This window comes from Tellurirhabdus bombi (assembly GCF_021484805.1).
In the GTDB taxonomy this organism is placed as follows: Bacteria; Bacteroidota; Bacteroidia; order Cytophagales; family Spirosomataceae; genus Tellurirhabdus; species Tellurirhabdus bombi.
In genome coordinates, this window is sequence record NZ_CP090557.1 from 422501 (window position 1) to 448241 (window position 25741).

Genomic DNA, 25741 nt, shown 5'->3' on the forward strand with positions numbered 1-25741 from the left:
GATGGGCTGAAATGTTCCAGCGCCAACGTGCAACGTCAGGTAATCGATGGCGAAGCCTTTGTTTGCCAAACTGGCCAGGACAGCAGGCGTAAAATGCAGGCCAGCCGTCGGGGCAGCCACAGCACCTTCTATTTTACTGTAGACAGTCTGGTACGTTTCCTTATCGGCCTCGATGGCTTCGCGCTTCAGGTAAGGCGGCAGCGGAATTTTCCCGGCCTCGTGCAAGATGGCGGCGAAGGATTCTGATTCTGGTGTCCAGTCAAAACGTACGAGGGACTTTTCAGCATTTTGCCACGAAACTGTTAAGCGCAGCCCCTGCCCGTTAAGTTGAAGTTGTTGACTCAGCACTTCGCCCTCTTTCCATCTCTTCCGATTGCCTACCATGCATTCCCATACGGCGCTGCCCTGATCGCTCATCGCTTCGGTTACCAACCGTGTTTGCCCTGACTCGGGCGCAATCGGATTGAGCAGGAACAGTTCAATAAGCGCCCCCGTGGGTTTCTGAAAATGCAGGCGCGCCGGAATAACTTTGGTATTGTTGAATACCAGTAAGCTCTTTTCGGGTAACCAATCCGGTAGATCCTGAAACTGCTGGTGGGCGATTTCGCCGTTTCGGTAAACTAATAGTTTAGAATGATCACGTTGGGCTAACGGAAACCGGGCGATCCGTTCATCCGGCAAGTCGTACTCGAACTGGTGAAGCGATAATTCTTCCATACAAACAAAGACCTACTCTTCCCGGTTGGGTTTCATCATCAAGCGAATGGGGAGCGACAGAATTACGGTGGCAAAAATTAACGTGCAGACTGGTAGCAACCATTGAAAACCACTCAGCGCACTATCGCCAAGCTGCTTGTTCAAGTCGCTTAATACCCAAAGTGTTATCGTCATCACCGTGTTAATAGCAGCCATAAGGGCATAAAACCAATTCTCGGCCAGTTCGTTAAGCTGTTGACGATGCGCTGCCCAAACAGCCCGGTTAGGCACAGGCAAAGAGCCATTGGGTATGCGGGGGAAAAGTTTGGCTAATAAATTGATTAGCGTGTTGTTAAGTAAAAAAATAGCTACACAGCCGTAAAAAAGCACATCCCGCTCCAGAAAAGCATCGGGGCGTCTTTCCGGGGTAAAATGAACGGCGAGCGTTTGATCGAAACTTGTATAGGCGTACGTCAAAACAGCAGCAAAAGCGAGCATCGAGCTCCAGCGCCATAATTTGACAGCAAACGTACTGACTTTCATGAATAAATATAAGTTAACAAACCAAGTGGGTCAGACAATCCCTTTGGGGCCGCAAAGTTAGGGCCGGAAAGAATGGATTGCTAATTTGCATTTACCTTAGCGTACGAATTATTTGTCCTTATAAGTAATGAACCGTTCTGTATGAAAATTTACACCCGAACAGGAGACACCGGAGAAACCTCCCTTATCGGTGGCACACGCGTCAGTAAGGCTGATCTGCGCATTGATACGTACGGAACAGTCGATGAGTTGAACGCGCACATTGGCCTTCTCCGCGATCAGGAAGTGAACGAAAGCCGACGAAATGAGTTAAAAGAAATTCAGGACCGGTTATTTACGATTGGCGCTGAGCTGGCTACTGAGCCCGAAAAAAAGAGCAGGAAGCCACTGCCTGTTATTCTGGATTCGGATGTAGACGTTTTAGAAGAGGCTATGGATCGCATGGATGCCGACTTGCCACCACTTCGAAATTTTGTGTTACCCGGTGGTCACCAGTCCGTTTCTTTTTGTCACCTGGCCCGAACGGTTTGCCGCCGCGCCGAACGCCTCGTTGCGGCCCTGAGCAATGCTGACCCAGTTGATCCGTTGATCATTAAATACCTAAATCGGCTTTCCGATTACTTATTTGTATTGGGGCGTAAAATGACACAGGAGCTAGGTATTGAGGAAGTTACGTGGCAAGCGAGAGTCTAAACAAGTCATCTCGGAGCTGGCTGAGACAGGCCATTTAAAGTTAAATTTTACCGCTAAAAAATTATTTAGCATAACAACTATTTTTCTTGCCTGTGATTTTAAGAATTTCTATACATTTGCTGACTATCAACTCACTGCCGATGTTTTACAAGCGTTGAGCAGTCTTTTCCGCATACAAACATGACCACAGACTTATTGAGTATCGAACTGCAAAAAGCAGCGAACTCGCGCATCGCAGAGGTCGATTTTAACAACCTGCCTTTCGGCAAACATTTCTCAGACCACATGTTCGTGGCCGATTTTGTGGATGGTCAATGGACCAATCTGCAAGTTGTGCCTTTTGATAACTTTACGCTCAACCCTGCTCTATCGGCCCTCCACTACGGCCAGTCGATTTTTGAAGGGATGAAGGCTTATAAAAACGAAGAAGGCGAAGTGCTGCTGTTCCGTCCGCTGGATAACTTCCACCGCATGAACGAGTCGGCCAAACGCATGTGCATGGCTACCCTGCCCGAAGAGGTTTTTATGGGTGGTTTGGAAGCTCTGCTGCGCGTTGATGCTGACTGGGTACCTAGCACGCCGGGTAGCTCGTTGTACATCCGGCCGTACATGTTTGCTACGGACACCTACCTGGGTGTAGCGCCGTCAAAAACGTATCGCTTCTGCATTTTCACTTGTCCGGTTGGCGTTTATTATTCAAATCCGCCGAAGCTGAAAGTAGAAACAGACTACATTCGCTCGGCTCCAGGGGGTGTAGGTTTTGCTAAATGCGCCGGAAATTATGGTGGTTCGCTTTATCCTACTTTACTAGCCCAACAAGCTGGGTATGACCAGTTGATCTGGACAGATGCTATCGAGCACAAATACATCGAAGAGTCAGGCACGATGAACATCATGTTCTTCATGGATGGCAAACTGGTAACACCGGCTACGTCAGATTCAATCCTGAAAGGCGTTACGCGGGACAGCATTATCAAAGTGGTTAAAAGCTGGGGCGTTGACGTCGAGGAGCGCAAAGTAACAATTGAAGAAGTGATTACCGGTATCGAAAATGGCACCCTGACCGAAGCGTTCGGCGCGGGAACAGCCGTTGTCGTTTCTCCTTACTCGCTGATCGGCTACCAAGGCAAAGATTATATGTTGCCCGAAACGGCAGACGAGAGCTCTTTCTCCAAAAAGATCTATAATTACTTAAACGATTTGCGCACCGGTCGGATTGAAGACACGTTTGGCTGGACGCACAAAGTAGTTTAATAGGGAAAAGCAACGTAAAAAGCCCGACTAGTAATTACTAGTCGGGCTTTTTGTTCTTTATCGCTTGGCCGTAGTCGGCGTTTCTGCGGGTGTAAATGTAAGTTTCAGGCCGTAATTGGTTCCTTTCGTGACGTCTTTCATGACGAGGTGCGTATTGGCGGCCTGCCAGGTCATTTCTTTGCCTTGTTGGGTTACTTTGCCAAAGCGCTGCGTAAAGTAATCAGTCAGTTCCCGGTTAAATTTCTCCAGCGACTTTTTGTCATTCAGGTATAAATCAACGTCAATTTTGTTGATTTGCCCGGTTTTGTTGTGGAAATACAGAATGTCTGCCGACTCCAGATTGGGATATTCAAACGAATAACCGACGTGGGAATCGCTCTTTTCGAACTGCTCCAGCTTTTCTTTGGCTTTCACATCGGCCAGCGCATCCCCCAGACTTACTCCCCGAAACAAGCCTTCCGAGGAACCAATCAATTTCCGAAGGTCATCACTCACTTCGACCTCGGCGCTAGCAACCGTGGCTGCCTCCACCTGTGCGCTATCGGTCTGCGCTGTTTTCTCCGTATCGTTCTGGGCCTTCTTGCAGGCGTTAAAACTAAGTAAAAGTGCCAGTAAAAGGGCGAAACGTGTAGTTGTCGATTGCATTCTTTTGGGTGATTTCTGCTTATAATTCGTAAAAATAACTAAAATAAAACCCTGTTTGACCAAGTCGATTGAGGGCGTAATTAAATTGAAACACAGCGTTGTAAAACGTCACAACATCCAGTCCAATTCCCGTACCATACTGCCACTGGTTGGCCAAGCGACTTTTGTATTCTACTGCCATCGAGTTACGGACATAACCGACATCACCGAAAGCCGTTAAATACACCGCTAATGGAATGGTACTAAATTGTCGAACCGGTATCCATTTCAGGTGTTTACGAATATTTAGCAACTGATACCGCCACGTATTTTTCAAAATGCCATATTGCTGGCCATCAATCACATACAACTCATACCCTCGAATAAAATCATTTGTATAGCCCAAGCCCCGCAGGTTGGCATATGGCTGCCGTTCCGGCCACGAAATTTTACCGCTGATAAAATGGGAAGCATAAAAGCGACCGCCCAAAGGAAGGTAACCGGTCAAGCTGCCCGTCAATTCCGTTTGCTGCAAATCATCCGTAGGCAAGAGACCTAGGCGGCTGGCACTGAGCGTAAGCCATTTACCTTTAAGTGGGTAGGCAACGTTGTCCCGCCGGTCATAATTATAGGTGTAGCTGAGTTGCAGAAATCGCTGCCGTGTTTTGCTGTCCAGAAGATAATCGGGATTCAGGCGAGCCACGGTATCGGCAATGGTTGTGTTGGAATACCGCAAATCCAGCCGGTGAAATGAATAGAACCGGTTCCGTCGGGTCAGACTGGCGGAGGCTGTAAACCGTTCGCGCAGCAACTCCTCACCTTTCAAGTACACCAGTTTATCTAATGCCGACCGGTACGCAATTTCTTTGTTAGTCAGATACGCAACGCCAACACTTAAACCTGTTTTTTGGGCTTTGTCAACATAAGGCAGTGAATAAGCCAGATCGAAGCGCCGCAGAAAACCAAATTCGGCAATGGCCCGAAGCCGGTCATTGTTACCCGTTACATTTTTATAGTATAATCTGGCGCCATAAATCGTCCGGCGCAGGTCGCGCCCCCGCTCGTACCACCATTCATTAAAATTTCGATCGGCCAGAAAAAACGTCGGTATCGCAAAAAAATACCAGCGTTCTTTTACACTTACCTCTACATCAATTTGCTGTTCATCAATGGATTTAGCCGTTACATCGACCGTCACAAATAAATTGGTATTGGATATTTTTCGCTGGTCCCAGGCCAGTTTTTCGGTCAATTGCCGGGTAAGAACCGTATCGCCGGACTTTACTTCCATTTCGCGAAGAATAATCCGCTCACGGGTTTTATGATTTCCACTAACGACCACAGACCGCACTACAACCAGTGAATCGGCGGAAGCTTGTACACCTGTACTTCCAAAAGATGATAAACAAAACAGTATGGACAAAAACATTCAACAGTTGTTCAATCGCGAATTATCCTCAAAACTACGACATCTGTGAAGAATTGAGGCGCTTTGCTAGCAGGATAAATTTGGGTTTTCGCAAAACGAATTAGCCTGCACTTCCTTTTTTGCCTTTTGATTATCCAAACTTTTTAGCCAAAATATCATATGACAAAAAACACTCAATTAATAAGCTTAAACCAAGTCAAAGTATAGCAAACGACACAAAATCGGACAATTGAGCTGATTCATTACGGCCCCTATCTTCCAATTGATTAGCTACAAATTCTTTAGCTTTATAGTGAGGTAATTTTTCTAACCAAACTAAATCCGATAAACAGAATACAAATTCTCTTTTTATCTATATTTATTATTTATATATTTAAATTGTTGCATTAAGTACTATTGCCTAGTTACCTTAAATTACTTAACTCTCCATTTTAAGCACAATGAACAACTTTTCTCTTAAAAATGCCTTATGGGCAGCCGCCTTACCCGCCCTTCTGACTGCTTGTCAGCCAGCCGAAAACGTTCAGACCGAGGCTAGCAACCTCGTTCAATTCAGGGGTAAAAATGCCTCTGCTCGCGCAGGTGCTACACAGAAGTATATCGTCAGCTTTAAGTCTGATGCGGATATGGCGCGGTATCTGCCCGAAGACAACAGCGACTACGAAGCGCGGTCTCAACGCATGAGAACCTTGATTTCCCGCTTGATTGGGGTCGATATTGCCGCTAAATCCGATGAGGTTTACACCACGGCCCTGAAAGGTTTTTCCGCTGAACTAAGCGATTATGACCTGCAAGTGTTGCAGAAATTTTCCTTGATTGAATCCATCGAACCCGATCAGGAGGTATCGCTGGTTGTCCCAAACCAGGTTTCTTCAATGGCTGTAGGGCAGGCTCAGGTAGTTCCCTGGGGAATCACGCGCGTTGGTGGACCGCGTACCTATACAGGCTCTAAAAAGGTCTGGATCATTGATACTGGTGTTTTGCTTACGCACCCGGATCTGAATGTCAACACCTCACTGAGCAAGGGCTTTATTGGTAATTCTAGCGGAAATGATGGCAACGGCCACGGCACCCATGTCGCGGGAACCATCGGCGCCAGAAACAACACCATTGGCGTTGTGGGCGTTGCTCCGGGTGTTCAGGTGGTGGCAGTCAAGGTGTTGAGCGACGCAGGGAGCGGCTCCAATGCTACGGTTATTGCAGGAATCGACTATGTGGCGGCCACGGCTGCTTCGGGCGATGTAGCCAACATGAGCCTCGGCGGTGGGGTTAGCACTACGTTGGATAATGCCGTTAAAAACGCCGCTAACCGGGGTATTAAGTTTGCTGTTGCGGCGGGCAACGAACGAAGCCGCGCAACGACATCCTCACCCGCCCGCGTTGATCATGCCAATGTTGTTACGGTTTCGGCCCATGACATTAATAACCGCTTCGCTTCGTTTTCGAATTATGGCAATCCGCCCATCGACTGGTGCGCGCCGGGCGTCAACATTGAATCGACCTGGCTTGGCAATAACTACAACACCATCAGTGGCACGTCTATGGCTACACCACACGTAGCTGGCATCCTGCTTTTTGGCACTCCACTATCGAGAGGAACGGTAACGGGAGACCGGGATACAACGCCTGACAAATTAGCTAAACTACCTTAAGTTTTAGAATTTTATGTATCTTGGAAGGCATTAAGGCATACTATTTACGCTAAATTTCAGGTTTTCACCGAACACTAAATAAGGTCTGTAATTGGCTTGTATCCCTGGTGCCTTCTTTTTACATTGTTGCGTTTAAGTTTTTCTTAATCTCTGTATTAACTCTCGTTATTATGCACAAGTTATCCCTTAAAAGTGCGATGTGGGCCGCCGTTTTGCCTTCATTGATGATTGCCTGCCAGCCCGCTGAGAACTTCCAAAGTACAACTCCTAGCGATGTTGTTCACTACGGCACTAAAAACAGTTCGGCCCGGACAGGAGGCACGCAAAAGTATATTGTTACGTTCAAATCTGACCAAAGCCTAAACCGCTACCTACCAGAAGACAACAGTGATTATGAAACACGAAATCAGCGCATTCGTACCCTGATTTCCCGTTTGATCGGCATTGATATTGCCACTAAAACGGAGTACGTTTATAGCTCTTCCATCAAAGGATTTGCGGCTGAACTGAGCGATTATGACCTGCAAGTGCTGCAAAAATTCTCCTTTATCGAATCGGTAACACCCGATCAGGAAATTATGGTGAGTATACCCACTGGAGCTGCTACAGCCATAGGCGCTCAGGAAATACCTTGGGGAATTACCCGCGTTGGCGGACCACGTACGTTTACAGGCTCTCAAAAAGTATTCGTTCTTGATACAGGAATTGACCTGGATCACCCAGACCTGAACGTAAACGTTGCTCTAAGCCGTAACTTCGTCAACTCACGTCGTACCCCCGATGATGACAACGGACACGGTACGCACGTAGCGGGTACTATTGCAGCGAAAAACAATTCCATTGGTGTTGTTGGCGTTGCTCCGGGTGCACAGGTAGTTGCTGTTAAAGTATTAGCTTCGACGGGTAGTGGCTCATACGCTGGTATCATTAGTGGTGTTGATTATGTAGCCGCTACGGGGTCGGCGGGTGATGTAGCTAACATGAGCCTTGGCGGTCCTGGCAATACGCCGCTTGATAACGCTGTTATTGCTGCCGCGAACAAAGGCATCAAGTTTGCACTCGCCGCGGGCAATGAGGCTCAAAATACGAACAACGTTTCACCGGGTCGTGTCAACCATCCGAATGTTGTTACGGTTTCGGCCCATGACATTAACAACCGCTTTGCTTCGTTCTCAAACTACGCCAATCCACCCATTGACTGGTGCGCGCCAGGTGTCAATATTCGCTCAACGTGGCGCTCAGGAGGTTACTTCACGATCAGCGGTACGTCTATGGCTACGCCACACGTAGCAGGTATTCTGCTGTTCGGTACACCAAGCTCACGCGGTCCGGTTTCGAATGATCCAGACGGTACAGCAGACATTATGGCTGCCTTACCCGGTGTAGCGCTTTAATCAGCAGATTTATAATTTGTAATATTATCTAGCAAAAAGCCCCAACTCAGAGTGAGTTGGGGCTTTTTGTTGATGGGTGTTATGCTTTATTCAGGAATTGATCTTTGCTTTCGAAAGCTCATGAGCAGTAAATAAACCCCCAGCAGGATAGCCGGAATACTCAGGATCTGGCCCATGTTCAGAGACATCGTGTTTTCAAACTCAACCTGATTTTCTTTCAGGTATTCGTAGAGAAAACGGAGTGTGAAAACCCAGATCAGGAAAATACCCAGCATGCTGCCACGCGGTGTTTTTGCTTTGTAGCGATTCCAGAACCACAAGAGAAAAAAGAACAAGACCAGGCAGGATAGGGCTTCATAAAGTTGCGCCGGGTGCCGGGGCAACTGCGAATATTCCTGGTTACGCAGAAAAACAAACGCCCAGGGCACATCGGTTACTTTACCGACAATTTCGGAATTCATTAAGTTACCCAAACGAATAAAACAACCTGCCAGCGCTACCACAATCACGATTCGGTCTGTTACCCACAGGTAAGTCTGGCCTGAACTGCGTCGGGAACGAGCGTATAGGTATAAACCCAACAAAATACCAACCGCTGCACCGTGGCTGGCCAATCCCTGATAAGGCGGCAAAATCACTTCCAACGGATTCCGGAGTAATACGCCTGGTTCGTAAAAAAGAAAATGCCCAACTCGCGCACCAAGCACCGTTGTGATAACCATATATAAGGTCAGGGCGTCAATATCACTAAGTGGTTTTCCTTCCTTCTTGAAGACGTGAACCATAATTTGCTGACCGATAAGAAAACCCAGGGCGAATAAAAGGCCATACCAGCGAACCGCAAACGAACCAATTTTGAAGATTTCAGGGTTTATGTCCCAGATAATGTACGATAGCATTCTTTCTTAAATAGTGTTATAGTCACCGAGCGCCCAGGCCCGACTTGGTTGCGAGCAAAGATAGAAAAGATTTCACGAACGCCTTAGTATCCAATGAAAACCCTGCTGATTGTGCTGGTAAGATTCTACCAGGGAGCGATTTCTCCTTATCTGCCTAATGCGTGTCGCTATACGCCGACCTGCTCGCAATACATGATCGAAGCGGTTCAGAAACACGGCGCCATTCGCGGCGGCTGGATGGGCCTGAAACGCATTAGCCGGTGTCATCCCTGGGGCGGTTGCGGCTACGATCCCGTGCCCTAAACTGCCAATTTGTCTCTTTCCGCCGTTTTGCCTGATTCTTGCTTAGGCAGTTGGCACAAATCAATTAGTCAATAAGGTATCTAGTATGATGGAAATTACACCTGACAATAAATTAAAGCGGCTGATTGTGGTTGGTGACCGCGTGCTGATCAAGCCTAAAAGCCCGAATGACCGGACCGTAAGTGGTTTGTATTTACCTCCAACGGTTCAGGAAAGAGAACAAGTTCAAAGTGGTTATGTTATTAAGGTAGGCCCGGGCTATCCAATCCCTGCCCCCACGGATGACGAGCCTTGGAAGGAAACGGAAGAGCGGGTCAAATACATGCCTTTACAGGCCGAAGAAGGCGATTTAGCCATTTACCTCCACCGTAATGCCATCGAGTTGGAGTACGAAGGAGAGAAATACGTCATCGTTCCGCAAGCTTCTATTCTAATGCTGGAACGGTCTGAGGAGTTGTTTTAAAGCAAGGTTTTGTATACCACAGCCTAATAAAAACCGAACACTATGCTTTACGATGGGTTTGTGAATTTACAGCATTTTACCGGATTGATTTTATGCCTGCAACTGGCCGGTGCTCCAGCAACTGGTCAAACAGCCTTGAATCTTCCAAAATCCAAACAACTTATGGAAAGTACTGCAAATCAGAAAACATCACTCAAGGCAATCCTGGCCGAAAAGAAAGATAAAAGACGGGTTTTATTGATATATGGCCGCGACGACGCCCAGCGTTTTACCATTGCACAACAGGAAGGGCTCAACGCCGACGAACTTGCCGAACGCGATCTGGACGTTATTGTTCTGATCGCTTCTACCCTGAACGAGCCGGACCGCCAATTTTTGATGCAGGACGAATTTAAACTTGTCCCTGCGGAGGATTTTCAGGGATGGCTCATCGGGAAAGATGGTGGCATTAAGCACCGGTTTCAGAAACCCATTGATTCTAAGGAGCTTTATGGGTTGATTGATCAAATGCCCATGCGCAAAGCCGAAAAAAATTAATTAATTACGGGTGTACAGGTAGCGCAATAGGCCCCAACCATTGCCTAACCGTACACTCGCAATTGAAATTCGATTTGGAAAGGTAGCTGATATTTTACGTACTTTACGTTCCGACCACCTAATGGCCGAGCGTATGACACTCGAAGATTTCCAGAATATCTCGTACGACAACCAGCAGGAACAATTATACTACCGAGGCTCATTGCTGGCTAATCGCTACGAAGAAAATTTTATTTACCTCCTTTACGCCCTAGACTCCTTCTACGTAGAGTTGCAGTACGATTCGTTACGTAACCGCTTGCTTCGGCTGTCGGCTTTTTATTCAACTGACTTGCTGCTTCCGTATCTACCGCTTTTGCCGGATGATTTGCTTCAGGAGCTGGATTAACTCAGCTATTACTTTTTAGGCTTTGCTTTTCTGGATTTCCACCAGATATTCCGCAATAAGTGCCTGCGAATGCGCTTCGCACGTCCAGTTCATGCGTACCAGAAGCGAAGGCGCCAGTTTGTACAGCACCGGATTTTCGTAGGCGGTTAGCATACCGGCCACAAAAAAAGTAAACGTCTGAATTTCCTGTTCACTTATATGCGTCGGATCAATTGGCTCTGGATGCTCACCCAACCGCAGCAAAGAGGTGCAAACCAGCAAACGATCCATTTTTGAAAGCTCTTCCGTGAGCAAAGAAAACCCATCTGCGATGAGTTGCTGTCTGATAGGCTTTAAAGCTTCAGGATTGTGCGTAGCGACCAACCGGGCTACATGATAAAAAATCAACGCTGTACGCGGATACGAATGCGCACACCGGAACGGCTCCCGCCGGTACTGGCCTGTTTCAACAACCGAGCGGACAAAGGCTAAGCTATCCAGGTCGTGGACATTTAAAGGGAGCTTGTATTGGTAAATCGCATACAACAAGTTACTGAGCACGCAAGCATCAAATTCGATGTACATGTTCTTCCCGAACCAGGTCGAATAGGCCCGCAGGTTTTTGTATTCCGCATACGTGTTGCGAATTTGACGACGGGCCAGATTCGCGTGATGGGCCAGCTTTTGCTTAAACCAGCGTAATTCTTCGTTCGTAGGACTGGTCATCAAATACACCATCGCCGTATCGTCAACATCGTCGGGAATCCGGAAATGCTCGAAACGGTATAGCAAGCGCCCGTTGGGGAAATGCCGTGATGGCTTCGTTTGATAAAAATTGTAGGTTTTTAGCCCGTCTTTATTCTGAAACGCCGGGTAGTTTGGGCGCAGCTTTCGGTCGATTTCGTTTATTCGCTCCTGGCTTTCTACCGACACATAATCACGAATTGACTGTAAGGTAAATAAGGTAATCAGGCTAAAAAATAGATTGGTATCCGGGCGATGGTACTTATACCGTTCATTCCCCCGAAAGGATGGAAATAACCCTTCGGGAAAGTAAGGCTCTCCCGACGATTGGAGGTGAGCGATCCGGCTGATCTGCTGATCCAGAATGGAATCGTTAAGCTTCATGAAGCAAAAATAATCAACGACCCGACAGCCCGATCATAAATTTCTTTTCCCGTACATCCCGAAACTTCTTGCAACCACCTGACTGTTCTTGTAGTTTGGTATATATAACTTAGTGTACAATTATATTCTCTTGACCAAATGACGCCCTTACGAAAAAATATAATCCTACGCCGGGTTAAAGACATTACGCTGGGTACGACCCTTTCCATAGCGTTGCTAAATGGGTCGGTGCTTCTCCAAAGTTGTGGTTCAAATCAAAACGAGGAAAGAAACCAACAGACGGAAACAACTGGCTTTAAGAAAGGTGTAAAAACCTACGTTACCGAAACTAGTCCGGGAAATTTTAAGATTACGGATGAAGTGCAGGTAGATCCAACCAAAGCGGGTGCAATTGTGACTTACCACGATGGCCACCGCGATACATTGAGTGTAGAAGCGGCTCAGCGATTGGTTCAAACGGACCCTTCAACTAGTTCGTATTTTAATCAACCGAATTCGTATGTTGGTCCACAGTCCAACGGTCTGGCGAACGCGCTGCTTTGGGGCGGTCTAGGCTACATGATTGGCCGGTCGATGACGCCGCGTTACCCTAATGAGCAACGCTATAGCTCTGGCTTTTATGCCAACCAGTCTGTTTACCAACGGGCACGGCCGATTCACGAAAATGTCAACTCATCCCGCATCACCAGACCTACCGGAGGCCGGAGTGGTTTTTTCAGCGGCAGTCGCTCACGCGGTTTTTCATCGTAGCTTACATTTTACCAACCTCTGTCTGGCTTGCTGGCGGGGTTAACCACTATGATTACATTAAAAAAACTTGCTAACTCCCCTACTCAGCAGTTGCGAAACATTGGCTGGGAGTGGATGTTAGGTACGGATACATTGCCTTATCTTACGGACGAAGTTGTTGTTGTTCAGCCCCAGGAAGCCGAGGCTTATTTTGAAGCGGCTAATCAGCTATTTGAAATGCTGGTGGAGGCCGGGCAGCACGTTATCGATAACAATCTGTTCCGGGAAATGGGTATTCCCGAAAATTTGGTTGAGCTTATTCAGCTTTCCTGGAACGATGATCGGCAAATTCAACTTTACGGACGCTTTGATTTAGCCGGTGGCGTGGCCGGAAACCCAATCAAATTCATTGAATTTAATGCAGATACAGCTACTTGTATTCCAGAAACAGCCGTTGTGCAATATGCCCACCTGAAAAGCAATGGATTGGACGAGCAACGACAGTTTAATGCCGTTTATGAAACGATGGTTGCTCAGTTTCGGGAAATAAAGCAGCAGAACGGAGACTTGCAGCCAACGCTCCTTTTATCAGCCATGCGTGATACGCCGGAGGATGATACTAACGTGGCCGTGCTGGGCGAGGCTGCCCGCGAAGCAGGCTTCACCGTTGACTTTGAGTACATTGACAAAGTGGAATTCTCGGCGCAGGAGGGAATTTTCAAACACAATGCCCAGACCAGCCGTTTCGAGAAATTTGATTTCTGGTTTAAGTTGGTCCCCTGGGAGTATATCGGCCACGAAGAACCTGAACTCGCCAAGTTACTAACCGAAGCTGTTCGCCGCCGCCAGGTTGTTATTCTGAATCCGGCTTACTCGCTTCTGTTTCAGTCAAAATACATCCTGAAAGTTTTGTGGGATTTATATCCTTATCACCCGTTGCTGCTCAATACCAGCACAAGTCCTCTGACAGACCGTTCCAGTGTTGAAAAGGTGCTATTTGGCCGGGAAGGGGCTAACATTCGGATTTTAGATTCATCTGGCAAACCCATTCAGTCGGTTGAGGGTGAGTACGGAGATTATCCCAAAATCTACCAGGAATACGTCGAGTTTCCCAAAGATGCAGCCGGAAATCACTACCAGGCGGGTGTCTTTTTTGCGGGCGAAGGCTGCGGACTGGGCTTTCGACGTGGGGGCGCGGTCCTTGACAATACAGCTCAGTTTGTTGGGCATATCGTAGAATAACAAAAAAGCGGGGCCGAAAGGCCCCGCTTTTTTAACGACTTTTTCGCCAGCGCAATCCTTCCTCGGTTCTCCCTTCGAGGAAAAAATCATTGCGTTGCAGTACGGTTTGGGAGCCAATACCGTCAAGTAGCGTATCCGCGACTACCGACTGTAAATCCGGGCAGGCAAATAACCACTTGAGTAAGCAACTCACGGCTTCAGTTGCATAGCCCTGGCCTTCGTAACGACGATCAATAAAATACCCCATCATCGTCGCTCCCTCACAATCTGGAAATCCAGAAACGCCTATCCCACCAATCGTGCGATTTTCCTGCTGGTGAATAATTAGCCAGTGAGTAAGCCAGTTAGCTCGCTCAGGCATTTGCTCCATCTTAGGAATAATGTAAGCAGCAGTAGCCTCGTCAAATTCTTGCAAGAAGTTAGGATCGCTTAACTCTAAACCAGATGAGGCCAATTTTAGGCTTTTTTCCAACTTGAGACGACTCTCTGTCAATAGATATAACTGTTCCAAGGAAAGCGGTAACAACCGCAATCGGTTTGAAAATAAAGAATGCATTTGTGATTATACGTTTGACTAAAGACAAAAGGATTTCTTTCTCCCGCTTTCAGGAGTTTACTTGATAGAAATTGTCAAACGTCAGGCCCTGCCAGGCAGGTAATACGGAAGTAGGTTGGTAAACAGAGGCTTTATATTTACAAAGCAAACCTAGCTGTTTCGCCTGAAGTATACAAGCTGTATCCTATGCTTTCTGCGGTTCTTTTAGTTAAGGGAACGGCCCACGCTAACTCTTTTTTACTCCAAACTTTCTACAAAATCGGGGAAAGAGCTACCCAATATTATTTATGTTGCAGCCGTCATTCCTTCGTTAAGTCCTAAATAATAAGCTCTCACACAGCCTCTAGCGGTCTTCTTCCCGTTTAGGTACAGTTTGGCATAGATTTGATACAGATCAGGTAAACTATCTTACCAAATTTACCATGAAGAAAACTCTCATTGGGAGCTTCTTGCTAGCAACCACTCTTCTCAGCGGCCTGATAACGAATAACGCGTTAGCACAAACCACACCTCGCACGGGGATTAAAGCAGGTCTTAATGCAAGTACCTTATTTGTGGACAACGTAGACAACCGGCGTGAGCGTTTTGGCTTTCACGTAGGTGTATTCACCCAAATTCCAGTAACGGAGTTTTTTGCCATCCAGCCCGAACTTCAATATACCGGAAAAGGAGTTTCTTACGATATACTGAACAATAACAAGGCTTCGCTTCGCCTAAACTATGCCGAGCTGCCTGTACTGGCTACTTTCAAGCTGGGTAATGCGGTCGATTTGCAGGTTGGCCCGTATGCTTCGTACCTCATTAACTCTAAATACTCAACGGAGGGCAACATTTCCTTGAATGGAGATTTTGACCGAGACAACTTCAATAAGTTAGATTATGGGTTAGCTGGCGGCTTGAATGTTTACTTTGGCCGCGCCTTACTGGGTCTGCGTTATGGACAAGGTTTTCAACCTATAGCCTCATCTGGTGCTGCCCGAACTGTGCTTGGAAACGCGAAGAACGCTACTGGCCAGATTTCATTAGGGGTAGCCTTCTAGAGGAAAGAAAAACGGCACTTGATGGTGCCGTTTTTCTTTTAATTAAAGATGAATATCGTAAGCTTTCAGCTTGTTATAAAGCGTCTTGCGATCAATATTTAGTACTTCAGCCGCCTTTGTCTTGTTGTAGCCTGTCTTTTCCAGAACTTTGATGATGGCAGCCCGCTCCGCATTTTCGGAAACAGACTTGAGATTACTATTCGGTTGAGTCGCAACGGGCGTTCCAGAAACCGTTGGAGTTATAATGTTCTCCGTTAAGTACGTTGGCTCTCTGATTTCAATCGGCAGACAATCCAGCGTTACATATTCGCCCAAAGATAGCAAAACCGCTCTTTTGACCACATTTTGTAGCTCCCGCAGATTCCCGTGCCAGAAATACTCTTTTAGTTTTTCTTTAACTTCATCGTCAAAGCCAATTATATTCTTCTCAAGCTGCTCGTTGGCAAGCAAAAGAAAATGTTCTGCAAAGATCAGAATATCAGCTTTGCGTTCCCGAAGTGGCACCAAACTGATCGGAAATTCGTCAAGCCGGTGGTAAATATCTTCCCGGAATCGTCCTTGTCGAACTGCTTCCTTCAAGTCTTCGTTAGTAGCCGCAATGATGCGCACGTCCACTGAGATATCCTGGTTACTCCCGATCCGACGAATCTTACGCTCCTGCAAAACCCGAAGCAATTTAATCTGATTCTCGTACGAAAGGTTTCCGATCTCATCCAGGAAAAGAGTTCCTCCGTTGGCGTGTTCGAAACTCCCTACCTTATCGGCCATAGCCCCGGTAAAAGATCCTTTTAGGTGACCAAATAGCTCACTACCAGCCAGTTCCTTCGACAAGGCACCACAGTCAATTGCGACAAAAGGCTTGTCAGCCCGTTTGCTTCTTTGGTGGATCGCGTTGGCCACAAACTCTTTTCCCGTTCCTGTCTCACCTGTAATGATGACAGACATGTTTGTAGGGGCAATGAGATCAATGTGGCTTTGCAGCATCTCCGCAGCCCGGCTTTTACCAAAAATAAAGCGTTTGCCACCGCTAGTCAGTTTTGACTTTGCGCTTGGCTTAGCAGCAGTCGATGCCTGGGTAGTGGTTTGCTCTGGCTTGGCTGCCGCACTCGCAATTGTTTGGGAGCGGCGTTCCAGGGCATTTTTGATGGTAAACAGAATTTCGTCCGGATACAACGGTTTTGTAACGTAATCAAACGCTCCATGCTTCACCGTCAATACTGCAGTCCGTACATCCGAATAACCCGTAATAATGATAACTGCCGTGGTCGAATCAAGGACTTTAATTCGACGCAGTATTTCTAACCCGTTGATATCGGGCAATTTGAAATCACAAATAACTAATTCAAACGATTCTTTACGGAGCAATGCTAATGCATCTTCGCCTCGCTGGACAGAAGCGGTCTTATATCCTTGTTTAGACAGAAAACGCTCTAATAGGAGACATATATCGTTATTATCGTCAACGATCAAGATTCTTTCCATAGAAAGGAGGCGCAAGCCACAATGACTGCTTATTAAGCTAACTCAACAAAATTAACCAATTCGGTATACAATCTAAAGCCGTTAATTGCTAAAGTTGTATAGATTGGAGCGCCTGTTCGATGGTCTTCCGGTTGAAAGGTTTACCAATAAAGTAGTCGGCTCCTTCCTGTGTTGCCTTATTCCGTTCGGCCATGCCATCGAAGGCGCTAATCATGACAACTTTGGTTGAGTCATTTATATTGCGGATATAAGAGAGTAATTCGAACCCTACTCCATCCGGTAAACTCAAATCTAAGAAAACAGCATCAAATTCTTGCCGTGTTAATTGTAGACGCCCTTCCTCCAAGAAATGGGCACAGGTTGTCTGGTAGCCCATCCGTTTTAATAAACCCGATAACAGCAAGCATATATCGGCCTCGTCATCTACGATAAGCACTCGCTTCTCACTATTCATATTTGTACTAACCGGTTTAAAACTTCCTCCGGTCTGCCAACCCAGCATACTTTCGACATACATACTACATTCAACTTCAGAAAACAGTTAGTATATACTGTATAAATAATATGCCTAATATCACTTAGAACGCTTCAAATAACTCGTTTTCTTCAATACTACCCTAAAAGGGAGCATCTTATGCAAATATTTTTCCCGTTTATATATGAATCTATTTTCTTATTAACTCAGTAAAGATGTAGTTTCTCTACATCTTTTCCCCAGATGTGGAAAATATTCTACACTTTTTTGCGGCAGAATAAGGCTAACAGCAATCTCAGAAATGCAAATCAAGGACAATTCTATCTTAGGAAGAGGGTTTTTAAGGGGTTTTTACAAATTTTTCAGCAGCTATCAATTTTGGCATAATTTTCTCAAATAATTCTGGTGAAAGCGAACAAATCGGCTCTCAAATAAAAAGACACACCATACTGCGATTCGTACTTTGTTACGAAAGCAGTCAAGATAAAAGAGTGGTACGTTTAGGTTTAGGTGGTTTCAACGCTGGATCATTAACGTTACAGCGATACGATTTAGGTTAAGTACAAGTTACGGTGGGTACGGAATCCCTGCATCAAGTTGAATGCAGGGATTTTAATTTTTAAGCTATTCTTTGGCCTTCTCAATTTTTTCAACAGCCTCCTGCTTATCATCTCCCTCAGGCTGTGGTTCTTCCTTCTTCGATTCTGGATCAGGCGAATACGTCAACGAAACAAAAACAGGAAAATGGTCGGAGCCGCAGTTCGGTAGCCGCTTTATCTTTCCTACTTTAAAATGATGGGAAGCAAAAATATGATCCAGGGGCCAGCGTAGAAAAAAATACTTTGCGTGAAAAGTGCTGTATAGCCCACGACCAATCCGTGGGTCAAGCAGCCCACTAATGCGCTGAAAAAGCCGGGTTGTGTGCGACCAAGCTACATCATTTAGGTCACCCGCTACAATTACAGGCCCGGTATGCTGTCTGGCTTCTTTTCCAATTACCAATAATTCGGCATCTCGTTCCGTAGAACGGTAATGCTCAGTGGGACTGGGCGGCTGGGGATGAACGCCATAAAAACGAATAGACTGTCCTGAGGGTAGTTGAAGATTCACGCGCACCGATGGAATATCATCTTCGATTAAAAAACGTACTTCAGGATCTGTCATTTTTAAGCGTGTGTACAACAACATACCGTATGTATTGGGCAAAGCCTGCAAAATCCGGTGTGGATAATCTGTTTCCAAAGGCCGCAGGGCTTCCTTCCAGGCGTCGTCAGCCTCGACAATGAGCAGTACATCCGGCTTCACCAGCGCGACTTGTTTCAAGATGCGGTCATAATTGCGATTATCCATATAAATATTGGCAATCATCAGCTGAAGCGTATTGGATGGATCGTCGCTCTTCTGGCTATTCATCTGTATCTTATGCAGATTGGTATATGGATAGATTAGCCATGCCTGATATAGCAAAGACGTCACTAGGAGCCCCGTTATAATCCAGTCAGTTGGCTCCTGAAGAGGCATTAGCGTAAGTCGGGTAACCAGACATAGTAGAATTAAAATAGCCAGTTGCAAATGGGGGAAATCCCAAATGCGTATCCACCAGGCATCATAACGAACTAAATGAATAAATGAAGTCAGGATAGCAAATCCGCTTACGCAATTGAGAAGGATAAATAAGGAGGTCATTTAGCAATGATATAGATTAGGTAATAAGCCCCGGTAGATTCTACCATATGATATAACCAGACTTATGCGAATACGTTTGTTATATTATTTTAAAGATGCTTACAAAGCTTTCCTCTCTCCATAGGGCATAAGTATAGACGCCGCTCCCTTATTGATGCATAGATGGTATACAATGTGGAATATTTTCCTCAGCAGCCGCTTACACAGTTTAGCATCCCTCATGCACTTAAAATCATTAAACCTTTATAATCAGCGCTTTATGCGATACAATTAACTTTTTACGAGAAGTGGTACAGATTTTTCTTACGTATTCTCAATTCTTTTATATCTGGTCACACTGTTAACATAAAAACTCAAGTACCCATGAAATCGAATGTAAGCGGCATTGTAGTTGCCTTATTAACTGGCGCAGCGCTCGGCATACTTCTGGCCCCGCGCAGTGGAAAAGCAACCCGTAAGAAATTTTCTTCTGACACAGATAAACTTTTGAAGGATTTACAAGACTCTGTTTCAGCCGGCTTCGATAATATTCGTCATCAATATGAAGGAGCCAAGGAAACAGTAGCTAACCGTTACAACGATGTAGTTGATACTGCCGCTAGCAAATCAAAAAGTGCGATTGAACAAGCGGAACGGAATTCCAAATATTAAACATCACGTTTTTTCCACATCATTACCTTCACTCAGGTAACACACTAAACATTTTAATACGATGAGAAGCACAAAAGATTTTCTGCTAGGATTTATTACTGGCGTAGCTGCTGGCCTATTAACAGCCCCTAAAAGTGGACGCGAAACCCGTCAATACATTAAGGACGAGGCAGATAAGCGCACTAAAGATCTACAAGATCAGTGGCAAAAAGGTGTAGACCAGGTCAAAACCCAGGTTGACACAGTTAAGTCGCAGGTAAACGACTGGAGCGGAAAGGTTCAAGATCAATTCCGTGACCAACAGAATAAATCACAGTTTAACGATAAGGTTGAAGACGTAGCAGATCGCGCTCATGAAGGCGTTGACTCAGCGAAACAGTCAATCAAAGTTAACTAGTCAGCCATTCTGGTTTACTCAACGTTATTGAATAAATGCCCAAAGGCAAGCGGTGTTCCGCTTGCCTTTGGGCATTTATCGTTTAAGCAATTAATCTGTTTTTAATGAGGCTTTAACAGCAGTTTAATCGGGGGATAAGAGCTTTGGCGCGGTACTCTTAAAGCACTTTTATCAGAAACTCCTTCTCATGGCACGCTACAAGCGCTCTTCTTTTGAACCTGATTTTGTCCTGCGCCTTATCGGTGGCCTACTAATGCTCGCTTTAGCTTATAGTTGCAGCAACTAGTTATTCCTTTCTGAGCTAACACAATTTTACCGACTTTTATTATACGGATTTGCTTTTAAAATTTAGGGGGCGTAATTTTATACGCTCAGAAAGGCCATTGACCTTAATAAAGTTAGGCCTTTTCCCAGTTTAGCGTTCGTCTTCAATCTAATGTAGATACAAGAAATTTGCTTCTGGTTTAGCTAGAAGCATAAAATAAGGCAGCCTATTTCTAAACGTACGGCTGTTTTTAAATGGTGTGGATATAGTCGGAAAGCTATTCGAGCCTCTCGGATAGCTTTTTTATTTTGCTACGCGCTCCTTCTTCCCTGCGACTTTCATAGTATTTTAACTCGTGTTTAACGCTGTTTTAATTGATCACCGGTAATTTTGTATCACTTCAAAGTTACCAGGATATGGTAAACGATTCGTAAGCGCTCTCTAGAGCGGAGCGAATTGGTTCCAAAAGGAAGGTTGAACGTCAAAGTGACTTAGTGAAATAAGCACTTTGTAATGGTGTGGATAGGATGAGAAAGCTACTTGGAGGACGTATTCCGGGTAGCTTTTTGGTTTTATAGGCTGTCTTAATTTAACGCTCTTTTAATGGTAGATTTAAGTGGTTTTAATTAATCTACCCAACATTTGTACTGTCAAACTGACTAAATAAAATCTATGGAAAAACTCTTATTGCTCGTCAATCAGGGATTCCGTACCGACCGTAATTAACCGTTTCGTACCCCGTAACTCTAAAACAGTAAACAGACAGCCCACGGCTACTTGAAAGACTGGCAATGTGTTCCTGTTTATAAAAATTAAACCTCTGAATAGTCTTTTGGCTAAGTCAGAGGTTTTCGTTATTACTACATTTTGCATATCCAAATCTCTTTTTCTACTTTGCCATCAGGCCTTGTCTGTTGCCAACTTTGAGAGTCTGTTTTCTGGAATGCACCATCTATAAATTTGGATATACTAGTTAGACAACAGGCAAGACCGGCTTTAGACATTTGTCTTATTGTATGTGTTTGATATTAATACCTGACAACCTGTGGGTCTATTATGAAAATTCTGGTGGTAGAAGATGAACCCAAATTGGCTTCGTTTGTCAAAAAGGGATTAGAAGAGCAGTCGTGTGAAGTAGACATTGCATACGACGGTCAAATTGGTCGCACAATGGCGCTTAGTAGTCTGTATGACGTTATTGTCATGGATGTCAACCTGCCCAAAATGAATGGGTTTGATGTAGCCCAGTCGATTCGTGCCGAAGGACTTAAAACCCCCATCCTTATGCTAACCGCTATGGGATCGGTGGACGACAAAGTCACGGGTTTTGAGGCTGGTGCCGACGACTATCTGGTCAAACCGTTTGAGTTTCGGGAGTTGCTGGCGCGTATCCGCGCCTTGAGCAAACGCAATGCTAATGCTGGCGCACAGGCTAACCTCTTAAAAATAGCGGACCTGGAGCTAGACCTAAACGAAAAAATAGCCCGGCGTGGCGGACGGCGCATCGAACTGACAGCCAAAGAATTTGGTTTGCTCGAATATTTGATGCGGAACCGTGGCCGCGTTGTGTCGCGAATTGATATCGCCGAGAAAGTATGGGATATCCATTTTGACACTGGTACCAATGTAATTGATGTTTACGTTAATTTTCTTCGGAAAAAGATTGATAAAGAATACCCTATCAAGCTTATACATACCGTAATTGGGATGGGGTATATCTTGAAAGAAGAGTGATTTATGACCATTCGTACCCGTCTGACGTTTGTTTTTGCGACAATGGTAGCGTCTATTATGCTACTTTTCTCGCTTTCGATTTATTATTTGTATAGTCAGCACCGGGAAACAGAATTTAAACAACGTCTGCGGGAGGAAGCTTTTACGACGGTTCGGTTACTACAGAGTGTAGGTCATGACTCGGGCGGTGTCCTCCGCCGCATTGATGTTGGCGACCCGATAGCCTTGTATAAAGACCAGGTCGTCGTTTACAATAGCAATAATACGGTCATTTATAACAGCAGTGGGCAGGCCATTCGCTTTATGTCCACGCTGGTTACTCAAATACACAATGGGCGCGAGGTATACGTTCGGGAAAATGATGATGAGTTAATTGGCGTTCCTTACCAGAGCAAAAAAGGCGAAAAACTAGCGGTCATTGTTACAGCCAATGATCGTTATGGTTTTTCAAAACTGAACCGCCTGCGTCAGATTCTCACGGTCGGCTGGATTATTAGTCTCGGAATACTTATTCTGGCAGGTTGGTTATTTGCAGGAGATGCGCTGAAGCCCGTTTCTGATATCATTAATCAGGTTAACGACATTTCGGCAACGAACATTAATGCCCGCCTCCGCGTTGGCCGACAGCACGATGAACTAGCCAAGTTGGCCGCTACGTTTAATGCCATGCTGGGGCGTCTGGACGAGGCTTTTACGGCGCAGAAAAGTTTTGTCTCCCACGCTTCGCATGAGCTTCGCACACCCCTAGCCGTCATGATGGGTGAAGTTGAAGTATCCTTGATGCAAACCCGAAGCCCGGAAGAATACCAGAAAGTGCTGGAAGGCGTACTGGAGGAAATTCAAAAGCTGCGTAAACTTGTCAATGGTTTGTTAGAACTAACGTCTGCCAGCGCAGACGCGGCCACCCTCTCCTTTGAGCCCGTTCGGGTTGATGAGCTTTTATGGCAAGTCCGAAGTACCATTCTTCAGCAGAACCCCTCCTATTCCATCGACATTCGCTTCGAAAACATGCCTGAGCAGGAGGAAGAACTAATGATTCTAGGCGTTGACCCCCTGCTCAGAACAGCTTTTCAAAATTTGATGGAAAACGGCTGTAAGTATTCTCACAACCAGCAGTGCGTGGTTTCAGTGCACATCAACTCTATCATCCAAGTATCATTCTCAGACAAAGGGGATGGCATTTCGACCGACGAACTTCCCCATATATACGAGCCTTTCTTTCGTTCCAATGCGTCCGTGGCGGGGAATGGCCTTGGCTTGGCCTTGGCCCGCCGGATTATTCTCCAGCACCGGGGCAGCATCGATGTTCAATCTACGCTGGGGGAAGGAAGTACGTTCACCGTCTCTTTTCCTAAAACCTACGCATTGAGCACGGAATCCAAGTCCGCTGGCGAATAATTAATATTCTTAAGCGTTTTATTATCGTTCGTGCGGTAAACCAGGTATTTCCCATCTGATTCTACATAATGGCATTCCGTTCCTTTTGCCTGGTAGTGCGCGACCGTGGCTTCAGCTTCTTCCGTTGTCAGACACGCTTTGCTTAAATTAGAACGTTGTACTTCATCGAACAGGGTTTTAAATTTTTCGCCCAAGCCAAATTCTAGTACTGCCCCCGAAAGAACGTACTGCAAATCGCACAGTGCATCGGCAACGGCAACAATGTCTTTCTCCAGAATAGCTACTTCCAATTCTTTTAATTCTTCAGCCAACAAAGCCACCCGAAGCTGGCAACGTGTCTCTGCCGGAATTTGGGGTGTTTCCAAAACAGGATGGTGAAAAGTACGGTGAAATTCAGCTACGGCGTTCAGTGCGTCAGGTGTTTGCATAATAAATCAATTGGCCTTCTTTCACTGAGCAATAGGCTATCTATTCTCAGGTGATAAAGCGGCGGCCAGGTATGTTAAAAATTGTTTTTGAATAATTTAATGGCAATGGCTAGCAGAATGATACCGAAGATTTTTCGTAAAATGCTGGTGCCACCGGGGCCAAGGCGATTCTCAATCCAGATCGATGATTTCAGAACCAGGTAGATAAGAATCAGGTTGAGCAGGATGCCAACCAGAATGTTGGTCGTGGCATATTCGGCTTTTAAAGCCAGAATGGTCGTCATGGTGCCCGCTCCGGCAATGAGTGGAAAGGCAATAGGAACAATGGAAATAGAGCCGGTGTGCACTTCTTCCTTGAAAATATCCGCCCCAGAATCATTTCCAGACCCAGCAGAAAAATAATCAGGGCGCCTGCCACCGCAAAGGACGATACGTCAACGCCAAAAAGTTTTAGCAGCGATTCTCCCAAAAAGAGAAACGCCACCATCAGGATTCCCGAAGCTATCGTTGCTTTCTCCGACTCGATTTTACCCGCTTTTTTCCGCAAATCAATGACAATGGGCAACGATCCGATAACATCAATTACCGAAAATAAAATAAGCGTTACCGATACGATTTCCTTCAGACTTAGCATATGATCGCAAAGCTACGATCTCTACTCTGCTTCCGGTCGCCAGCTACGTAAAAATTCTTTTAATTTACGAATTTCGCCGTCTTCGATAGCCGGAAAATTCGCAATCCGAAACGTGTTTGTTTTCCAGTCGCCGTAGCCATTCCCCAGAATAATTCCCTGCTGCTGCGCTGCCTGTTTGATTGATTTGACGGCCGCTTCGCTCCCCTGAACGGCAATTACCGTATCGGATTGTTGCTTTTTATCTTTGATTAAAAGCTCCCAATGCGGTTGTTCTTCCTTAAAGAATTGATACCAGTTCGCGGCCCGCTCCCGCACCATTTCGGCCACTTCCTTAATCGGCGGCACCTGCTGCAATACGCACAATAACAGGTATATATCCAGCCCGTTGGGAGTGTAGTGCGTCTGTCCTTTGGCGAAGTTTTCGTGAATGAACAGCAGGCTGTTATAGTGCTGGCGGTCATCGATTACCTGGGCGCGCTCCAACGCTTTCGGCGAATAAACCAGAATACCCAAACCCGCTGGCAAACCAAAACATTTTTGCACGGAGGCAAACCATACATCGGCCAGTTCCCAGTTAAACTCGATGCCTGCCATTGACGAGGTGGCATCAACGGCAATCAGGCCCGTAAATTCCCTTCTGAAATCAGCCAGAGAATCCATCCGTACCTGCGAGCCATTAGACGTTTCATTCTGCACAATGCACAGCACATCGGCTTCGCCCAGAATAATGGGCGGCTTGATGCGGTAGGCATATTCCATCCATTTTTGCCCGAAAGCGCCTTTATACAAATGCAGACTTGTGGTTACCGTCATCGACTGCGCAATGATCTCCCAGCATTCAGTAGCCGACGACACAAAAGCAATGTGATAGTCTGACGGAATTTCTAGTTTCTCGTGCAGTAACCGAATGGTTTCCTTGAGAATAGCCATAAATCCAGGGCTGCGATGATTGAGGCTGACCACTCCTTTGCGGATTGCTTCGTGGGCGTAATCTGCCACCCTTGGATACACTTTAGACGGACCAGGATAAAACGTAATCATA

Annotated in this window: 27 protein-coding genes and 1 pseudogene (1 of these 28 only partly in view); 15 read left to right on the top strand and 13 right to left on the bottom strand. The window is 45.9% G+C overall.

The window, feature by feature from the left end; all coding sequences use genetic code 11:
* Nucleotides 1-717, bottom strand: partial view of an S-adenosylmethionine:tRNA ribosyltransferase-isomerase gene (locus L0Y31_RS01915; RefSeq protein ID WP_234735391.1) — the 5' portion only. The gene continues 501 nt to the left of window position 1, outside the view; only the first 717 of its 1218 coding nucleotides appear in the window; its start codon is at nucleotides 715-717; its stop codon lies off the left edge, out of view.
* A 12-nt stretch (nucleotides 718-729) separates the two neighbouring features.
* Nucleotides 730-1239: a hypothetical protein gene (locus L0Y31_RS01920; RefSeq protein ID WP_234735393.1), complete on the bottom strand. Its 510-nt coding sequence runs from the start codon at nucleotides 1237-1239 to the stop codon at nucleotides 730-732.
* A 141-nt stretch (nucleotides 1240-1380) separates the two neighbouring features.
* Between L0Y31_RS01920 and L0Y31_RS01925 the strand changes: the two genes are divergently transcribed.
* Nucleotides 1381-1932 (top strand): cob(I)yrinic acid a,c-diamide adenosyltransferase, encoded by a 552-nt coding sequence (locus L0Y31_RS01925; protein WP_234735394.1) that lies wholly within the window; start codon nucleotides 1381-1383, stop codon nucleotides 1930-1932.
* A gap of 180 nt (nucleotides 1933-2112) precedes the next feature.
* Nucleotides 2113-3186, top strand: a complete 1074-nt coding sequence (locus L0Y31_RS01930; RefSeq protein ID WP_234735396.1) for a branched-chain amino acid aminotransferase — start codon at nucleotides 2113-2115, stop codon at nucleotides 3184-3186.
* 57 nt (nucleotides 3187-3243) lie between these two features.
* On the opposite strand, the gene L0Y31_RS01935 is transcribed toward L0Y31_RS01930, so the two are convergent.
* Both L0Y31_RS01935 and L0Y31_RS01940 read right to left on the bottom strand, forming a co-directional pair.
* Nucleotides 3244-3831, bottom strand: coding sequence for a hypothetical protein (locus L0Y31_RS01935; RefSeq protein WP_234735397.1), 588 nt, complete (start codon nucleotides 3829-3831; stop codon nucleotides 3244-3246).
* A 19-nt stretch (nucleotides 3832-3850) separates the two neighbouring features.
* Complete coding sequence (locus L0Y31_RS01940; RefSeq protein ID WP_234735398.1) at nucleotides 3851-5239, bottom strand: BamA/TamA family outer membrane protein; 1389 nt, start codon at nucleotides 5237-5239, stop codon at nucleotides 3851-3853.
* A 440-nt stretch (nucleotides 5240-5679) separates the two neighbouring features.
* Here L0Y31_RS01940 and L0Y31_RS01945 point away from each other — a divergent pair, with 440 nt between their 5' ends.
* Nucleotides 5680-6891, top strand: coding sequence for a S8 family peptidase (locus tag L0Y31_RS01945; RefSeq protein ID WP_234735400.1), 1212 nt, complete (start codon nucleotides 5680-5682; stop codon nucleotides 6889-6891).
* 170 nt (nucleotides 6892-7061) lie between these two features.
* Nucleotides 7062-8285, top strand: a complete 1224-nt coding sequence (locus L0Y31_RS01950; protein ID WP_234735401.1) for a S8 family peptidase — start codon at nucleotides 7062-7064, stop codon at nucleotides 8283-8285.
* An 86-nt stretch (nucleotides 8286-8371) separates the two neighbouring features.
* Here L0Y31_RS01950 and lgt read toward each other — a convergent pair whose 3' ends face one another.
* Nucleotides 8372-9184: a prolipoprotein diacylglyceryl transferase gene (lgt, locus tag L0Y31_RS01955; RefSeq protein ID WP_234735402.1), complete on the bottom strand. Its 813-nt coding sequence runs from the start codon at nucleotides 9182-9184 to the stop codon at nucleotides 8372-8374.
* 93 nt (nucleotides 9185-9277) lie between these two features.
* Here lgt and yidD point away from each other — a divergent pair, with 93 nt between their 5' ends.
* The 4 genes from yidD to L0Y31_RS01975 all read left to right on the top strand — a co-directional run bounded on the left by yidD (nucleotide 9278) and on the right by L0Y31_RS01975 (nucleotide 10875).
* Nucleotides 9278-9487 (top strand): membrane protein insertion efficiency factor YidD, encoded by a 210-nt coding sequence (gene yidD / locus L0Y31_RS01960; protein WP_234735403.1) that lies wholly within the window; start codon nucleotides 9278-9280, stop codon nucleotides 9485-9487.
* A gap of 85 nt (nucleotides 9488-9572) precedes the next feature.
* Nucleotides 9573-9950: a co-chaperone GroES gene (locus L0Y31_RS01965; RefSeq protein WP_234735405.1), complete on the top strand. Its 378-nt coding sequence runs from the start codon at nucleotides 9573-9575 to the stop codon at nucleotides 9948-9950.
* Between the two features lie 162 nt (nucleotides 9951-10112).
* Nucleotides 10113-10487 carry a DUF4174 domain-containing protein gene (locus tag L0Y31_RS01970; protein WP_234735407.1) on the top strand — a complete coding sequence of 125 codons (375 nt, stop codon included), beginning with the start codon at nucleotides 10113-10115 and terminating at the stop codon, nucleotides 10485-10487.
* 133 nt (nucleotides 10488-10620) lie between these two features.
* Entirely contained in the window at nucleotides 10621-10875 is a 255-nt protein-coding gene (locus tag L0Y31_RS01975; protein WP_234735408.1) for a hypothetical protein, read from the top strand.
* A gap of 15 nt (nucleotides 10876-10890) precedes the next feature.
* Here L0Y31_RS01975 and L0Y31_RS01980 read toward each other — a convergent pair whose 3' ends face one another.
* On the bottom strand, nucleotides 10891-11982 hold the full coding sequence (locus tag L0Y31_RS01980) for a hypothetical protein (protein WP_234735409.1): 1092 nt from the start codon (nucleotides 11980-11982) through the stop codon (nucleotides 10891-10893).
* Nucleotides 11983-12120: 138 nt separating this feature from the next.
* On the opposite strand from L0Y31_RS01980, the gene L0Y31_RS01985 reads away from it, so the two are divergent.
* Together L0Y31_RS01985 and L0Y31_RS01990 are read left to right on the top strand one after the other, a co-directional pair.
* A complete protein-coding gene (locus L0Y31_RS01985) occupies nucleotides 12121-12732 on the top strand; it encodes a hypothetical protein (RefSeq protein WP_234735411.1) in 612 nt (203 codons plus the stop codon).
* Nucleotides 12733-12780: 48 nt separating this feature from the next.
* Nucleotides 12781-13953, top strand: a complete 1173-nt coding sequence (locus L0Y31_RS01990; RefSeq protein WP_234735412.1) for a glutathionylspermidine synthase family protein — start codon at nucleotides 12781-12783, stop codon at nucleotides 13951-13953.
* Between the two features lie 31 nt (nucleotides 13954-13984).
* Here L0Y31_RS01990 and L0Y31_RS01995 read toward each other — a convergent pair whose 3' ends face one another.
* Entirely contained in the window at nucleotides 13985-14368 is a 384-nt protein-coding gene (locus L0Y31_RS01995; RefSeq protein ID WP_234735413.1) for a GNAT family N-acetyltransferase, read from the bottom strand.
* 563 nt (nucleotides 14369-14931) lie between these two features.
* Here L0Y31_RS01995 and L0Y31_RS02000 point away from each other — a divergent pair.
* On the top strand, nucleotides 14932-15549 hold the full coding sequence (locus L0Y31_RS02000) for a porin family protein (protein WP_234735415.1): 618 nt from the start codon (nucleotides 14932-14934) through the stop codon (nucleotides 15547-15549).
* A gap of 42 nt (nucleotides 15550-15591) precedes the next feature.
* On the opposite strand, the gene L0Y31_RS02005 is transcribed toward L0Y31_RS02000, so the two are convergent.
* The 3 genes from L0Y31_RS02005 to L0Y31_RS02015 form a co-directional block, all read right to left on the bottom strand.
* A complete protein-coding gene (locus L0Y31_RS02005; protein ID WP_234735417.1) occupies nucleotides 15592-17031 on the bottom strand; it encodes a sigma-54-dependent transcriptional regulator in 1440 nt (479 codons plus the stop codon).
* 88 nt (nucleotides 17032-17119) lie between these two features.
* Nucleotides 17120-17548 carry a response regulator gene (locus L0Y31_RS02010; protein WP_234735418.1) on the bottom strand — a complete coding sequence of 143 codons (429 nt, stop codon included), beginning with the start codon at nucleotides 17546-17548 and terminating at the stop codon, nucleotides 17120-17122.
* A 582-nt stretch (nucleotides 17549-18130) separates the two neighbouring features.
* Complete coding sequence (locus L0Y31_RS02015) at nucleotides 18131-19192, bottom strand: endonuclease/exonuclease/phosphatase family protein (RefSeq protein WP_234735419.1); 1062 nt, start codon at nucleotides 19190-19192, stop codon at nucleotides 18131-18133.
* Nucleotides 19193-19555: 363 nt separating this feature from the next.
* Between L0Y31_RS02015 and L0Y31_RS02020 the strand changes: the two genes are divergently transcribed.
* The 4 genes from L0Y31_RS02020 (at nucleotide 19556) to L0Y31_RS02035 (ending at nucleotide 23637) form a co-directional block, all read left to right on the top strand.
* Complete coding sequence (locus L0Y31_RS02020; protein ID WP_234735421.1) at nucleotides 19556-19843, top strand: YtxH domain-containing protein; 288 nt, start codon at nucleotides 19556-19558, stop codon at nucleotides 19841-19843.
* Nucleotides 19844-19904: 61 nt separating this feature from the next.
* Nucleotides 19905-20240, top strand: coding sequence for a YtxH domain-containing protein (locus L0Y31_RS02025; RefSeq protein ID WP_234735422.1), 336 nt, complete (start codon nucleotides 19905-19907; stop codon nucleotides 20238-20240).
* A gap of 1321 nt (nucleotides 20241-21561) precedes the next feature.
* Nucleotides 21562-22239 (top strand): response regulator, encoded by a 678-nt coding sequence (locus L0Y31_RS02030; protein ID WP_234735424.1) that lies wholly within the window; start codon nucleotides 21562-21564, stop codon nucleotides 22237-22239.
* Between the two features lie 3 nt (nucleotides 22240-22242).
* On the top strand, nucleotides 22243-23637 hold the full coding sequence (locus tag L0Y31_RS02035) for a sensor histidine kinase (RefSeq protein WP_234735425.1): 1395 nt from the start codon (nucleotides 22243-22245) through the stop codon (nucleotides 23635-23637).
* Here L0Y31_RS02035 and L0Y31_RS02040 read toward each other — a convergent pair.
* From L0Y31_RS02040 to L0Y31_RS02050, 3 genes and pseudogenes are all read right to left on the bottom strand, one after another.
* A complete protein-coding gene (locus tag L0Y31_RS02040; protein WP_234735426.1) occupies nucleotides 23598-24065 on the bottom strand; it encodes a nucleoside triphosphate pyrophosphohydrolase family protein in 468 nt (155 codons plus the stop codon). The genes L0Y31_RS02035 and L0Y31_RS02040 overlap by 40 nt on opposite strands.
* 74 nt (nucleotides 24066-24139) lie before the next feature.
* Nucleotides 24140-24699 (bottom strand): annotated as a pseudogene (locus tag L0Y31_RS02045) (MarC family protein).
* A 21-nt stretch (nucleotides 24700-24720) separates the two neighbouring features.
* On the bottom strand, nucleotides 24721-25740 hold the full coding sequence (locus L0Y31_RS02050) for an aminotransferase class V-fold PLP-dependent enzyme (RefSeq protein ID WP_234735428.1): 1020 nt from the start codon (nucleotides 25738-25740) through the stop codon (nucleotides 24721-24723).
* Nucleotide 25741: the final 1 nt, after the last annotated feature.

Coding starts and splice junctions, on each gene's coding strand:
- L0Y31_RS02035 (WP_234735425.1), top strand. CDS start 22,243: ATGACCATTCGTACCCGTCTGACGTTTGTTTTTGCGACAATGGTAGCG.
- L0Y31_RS01985 (WP_234735411.1), top strand. CDS start 12,121: ATGACGCCCTTACGAAAAAATATAATCCTACGCCGGGTTAAAGACATT.
- L0Y31_RS02040 (WP_234735426.1), bottom strand. CDS start 24,065: ATGCAAACACCTGACGCACTGAACGCCGTAGCTGAATTTCACCGTACT.
- L0Y31_RS01950 (WP_234735401.1), top strand. CDS start 7,062: ATGCACAAGTTATCCCTTAAAAGTGCGATGTGGGCCGCCGTTTTGCCT.
- L0Y31_RS01980 (WP_234735409.1), bottom strand. CDS start 11,982: ATGAAGCTTAACGATTCCATTCTGGATCAGCAGATCAGCCGGATCGCT.
- L0Y31_RS01990 (WP_234735412.1), top strand. CDS start 12,781: ATGATTACATTAAAAAAACTTGCTAACTCCCCTACTCAGCAGTTGCGA.
- L0Y31_RS02025 (WP_234735422.1), top strand. CDS start 19,905: ATGAGAAGCACAAAAGATTTTCTGCTAGGATTTATTACTGGCGTAGCT.
- L0Y31_RS01970 (WP_234735407.1), top strand. CDS start 10,113: ATGGAAAGTACTGCAAATCAGAAAACATCACTCAAGGCAATCCTGGCC.
- lgt (WP_234735402.1), bottom strand. CDS start 9,184: ATGCTATCGTACATTATCTGGGACATAAACCCTGAAATCTTCAAAATT.
- L0Y31_RS01965 (WP_234735405.1), top strand. CDS start 9,573: ATGATGGAAATTACACCTGACAATAAATTAAAGCGGCTGATTGTGGTT.
- L0Y31_RS02020 (WP_234735421.1), top strand. CDS start 19,556: ATGAAATCGAATGTAAGCGGCATTGTAGTTGCCTTATTAACTGGCGCA.
- L0Y31_RS02000 (WP_234735415.1), top strand. CDS start 14,932: ATGAAGAAAACTCTCATTGGGAGCTTCTTGCTAGCAACCACTCTTCTC.
- L0Y31_RS01935 (WP_234735397.1), bottom strand. CDS start 3,831: ATGCAATCGACAACTACACGTTTCGCCCTTTTACTGGCACTTTTACTT.
- L0Y31_RS02050 (WP_234735428.1), bottom strand. CDS start 25,740: ATGATTACGTTTTATCCTGGTCCGTCTAAAGTGTATCCAAGGGTGGCA.
- L0Y31_RS01975 (WP_234735408.1), top strand. CDS start 10,621: ATGACACTCGAAGATTTCCAGAATATCTCGTACGACAACCAGCAGGAA.
- L0Y31_RS02015 (WP_234735419.1), bottom strand. CDS start 19,192: ATGACCTCCTTATTTATCCTTCTCAATTGCGTAAGCGGATTTGCTATC.
- L0Y31_RS02005 (WP_234735417.1), bottom strand. CDS start 17,031: ATGGAAAGAATCTTGATCGTTGACGATAATAACGATATATGTCTCCTA.
- L0Y31_RS01925 (WP_234735394.1), top strand. CDS start 1,381: ATGAAAATTTACACCCGAACAGGAGACACCGGAGAAACCTCCCTTATC.
- L0Y31_RS02030 (WP_234735424.1), top strand. CDS start 21,562: ATGAAAATTCTGGTGGTAGAAGATGAACCCAAATTGGCTTCGTTTGTC.
- L0Y31_RS01940 (WP_234735398.1), bottom strand. CDS start 5,239: ATGTTTTTGTCCATACTGTTTTGTTTATCATCTTTTGGAAGTACAGGT.
- L0Y31_RS01945 (WP_234735400.1), top strand. CDS start 5,680: ATGAACAACTTTTCTCTTAAAAATGCCTTATGGGCAGCCGCCTTACCC.
- L0Y31_RS02010 (WP_234735418.1), bottom strand. CDS start 17,548: ATGTATGTCGAAAGTATGCTGGGTTGGCAGACCGGAGGAAGTTTTAAA.
- L0Y31_RS01920 (WP_234735393.1), bottom strand. CDS start 1,239: ATGAAAGTCAGTACGTTTGCTGTCAAATTATGGCGCTGGAGCTCGATG.
- L0Y31_RS01930 (WP_234735396.1), top strand. CDS start 2,113: ATGACCACAGACTTATTGAGTATCGAACTGCAAAAAGCAGCGAACTCG.
- yidD (WP_234735403.1), top strand. CDS start 9,278: ATGAAAACCCTGCTGATTGTGCTGGTAAGATTCTACCAGGGAGCGATT.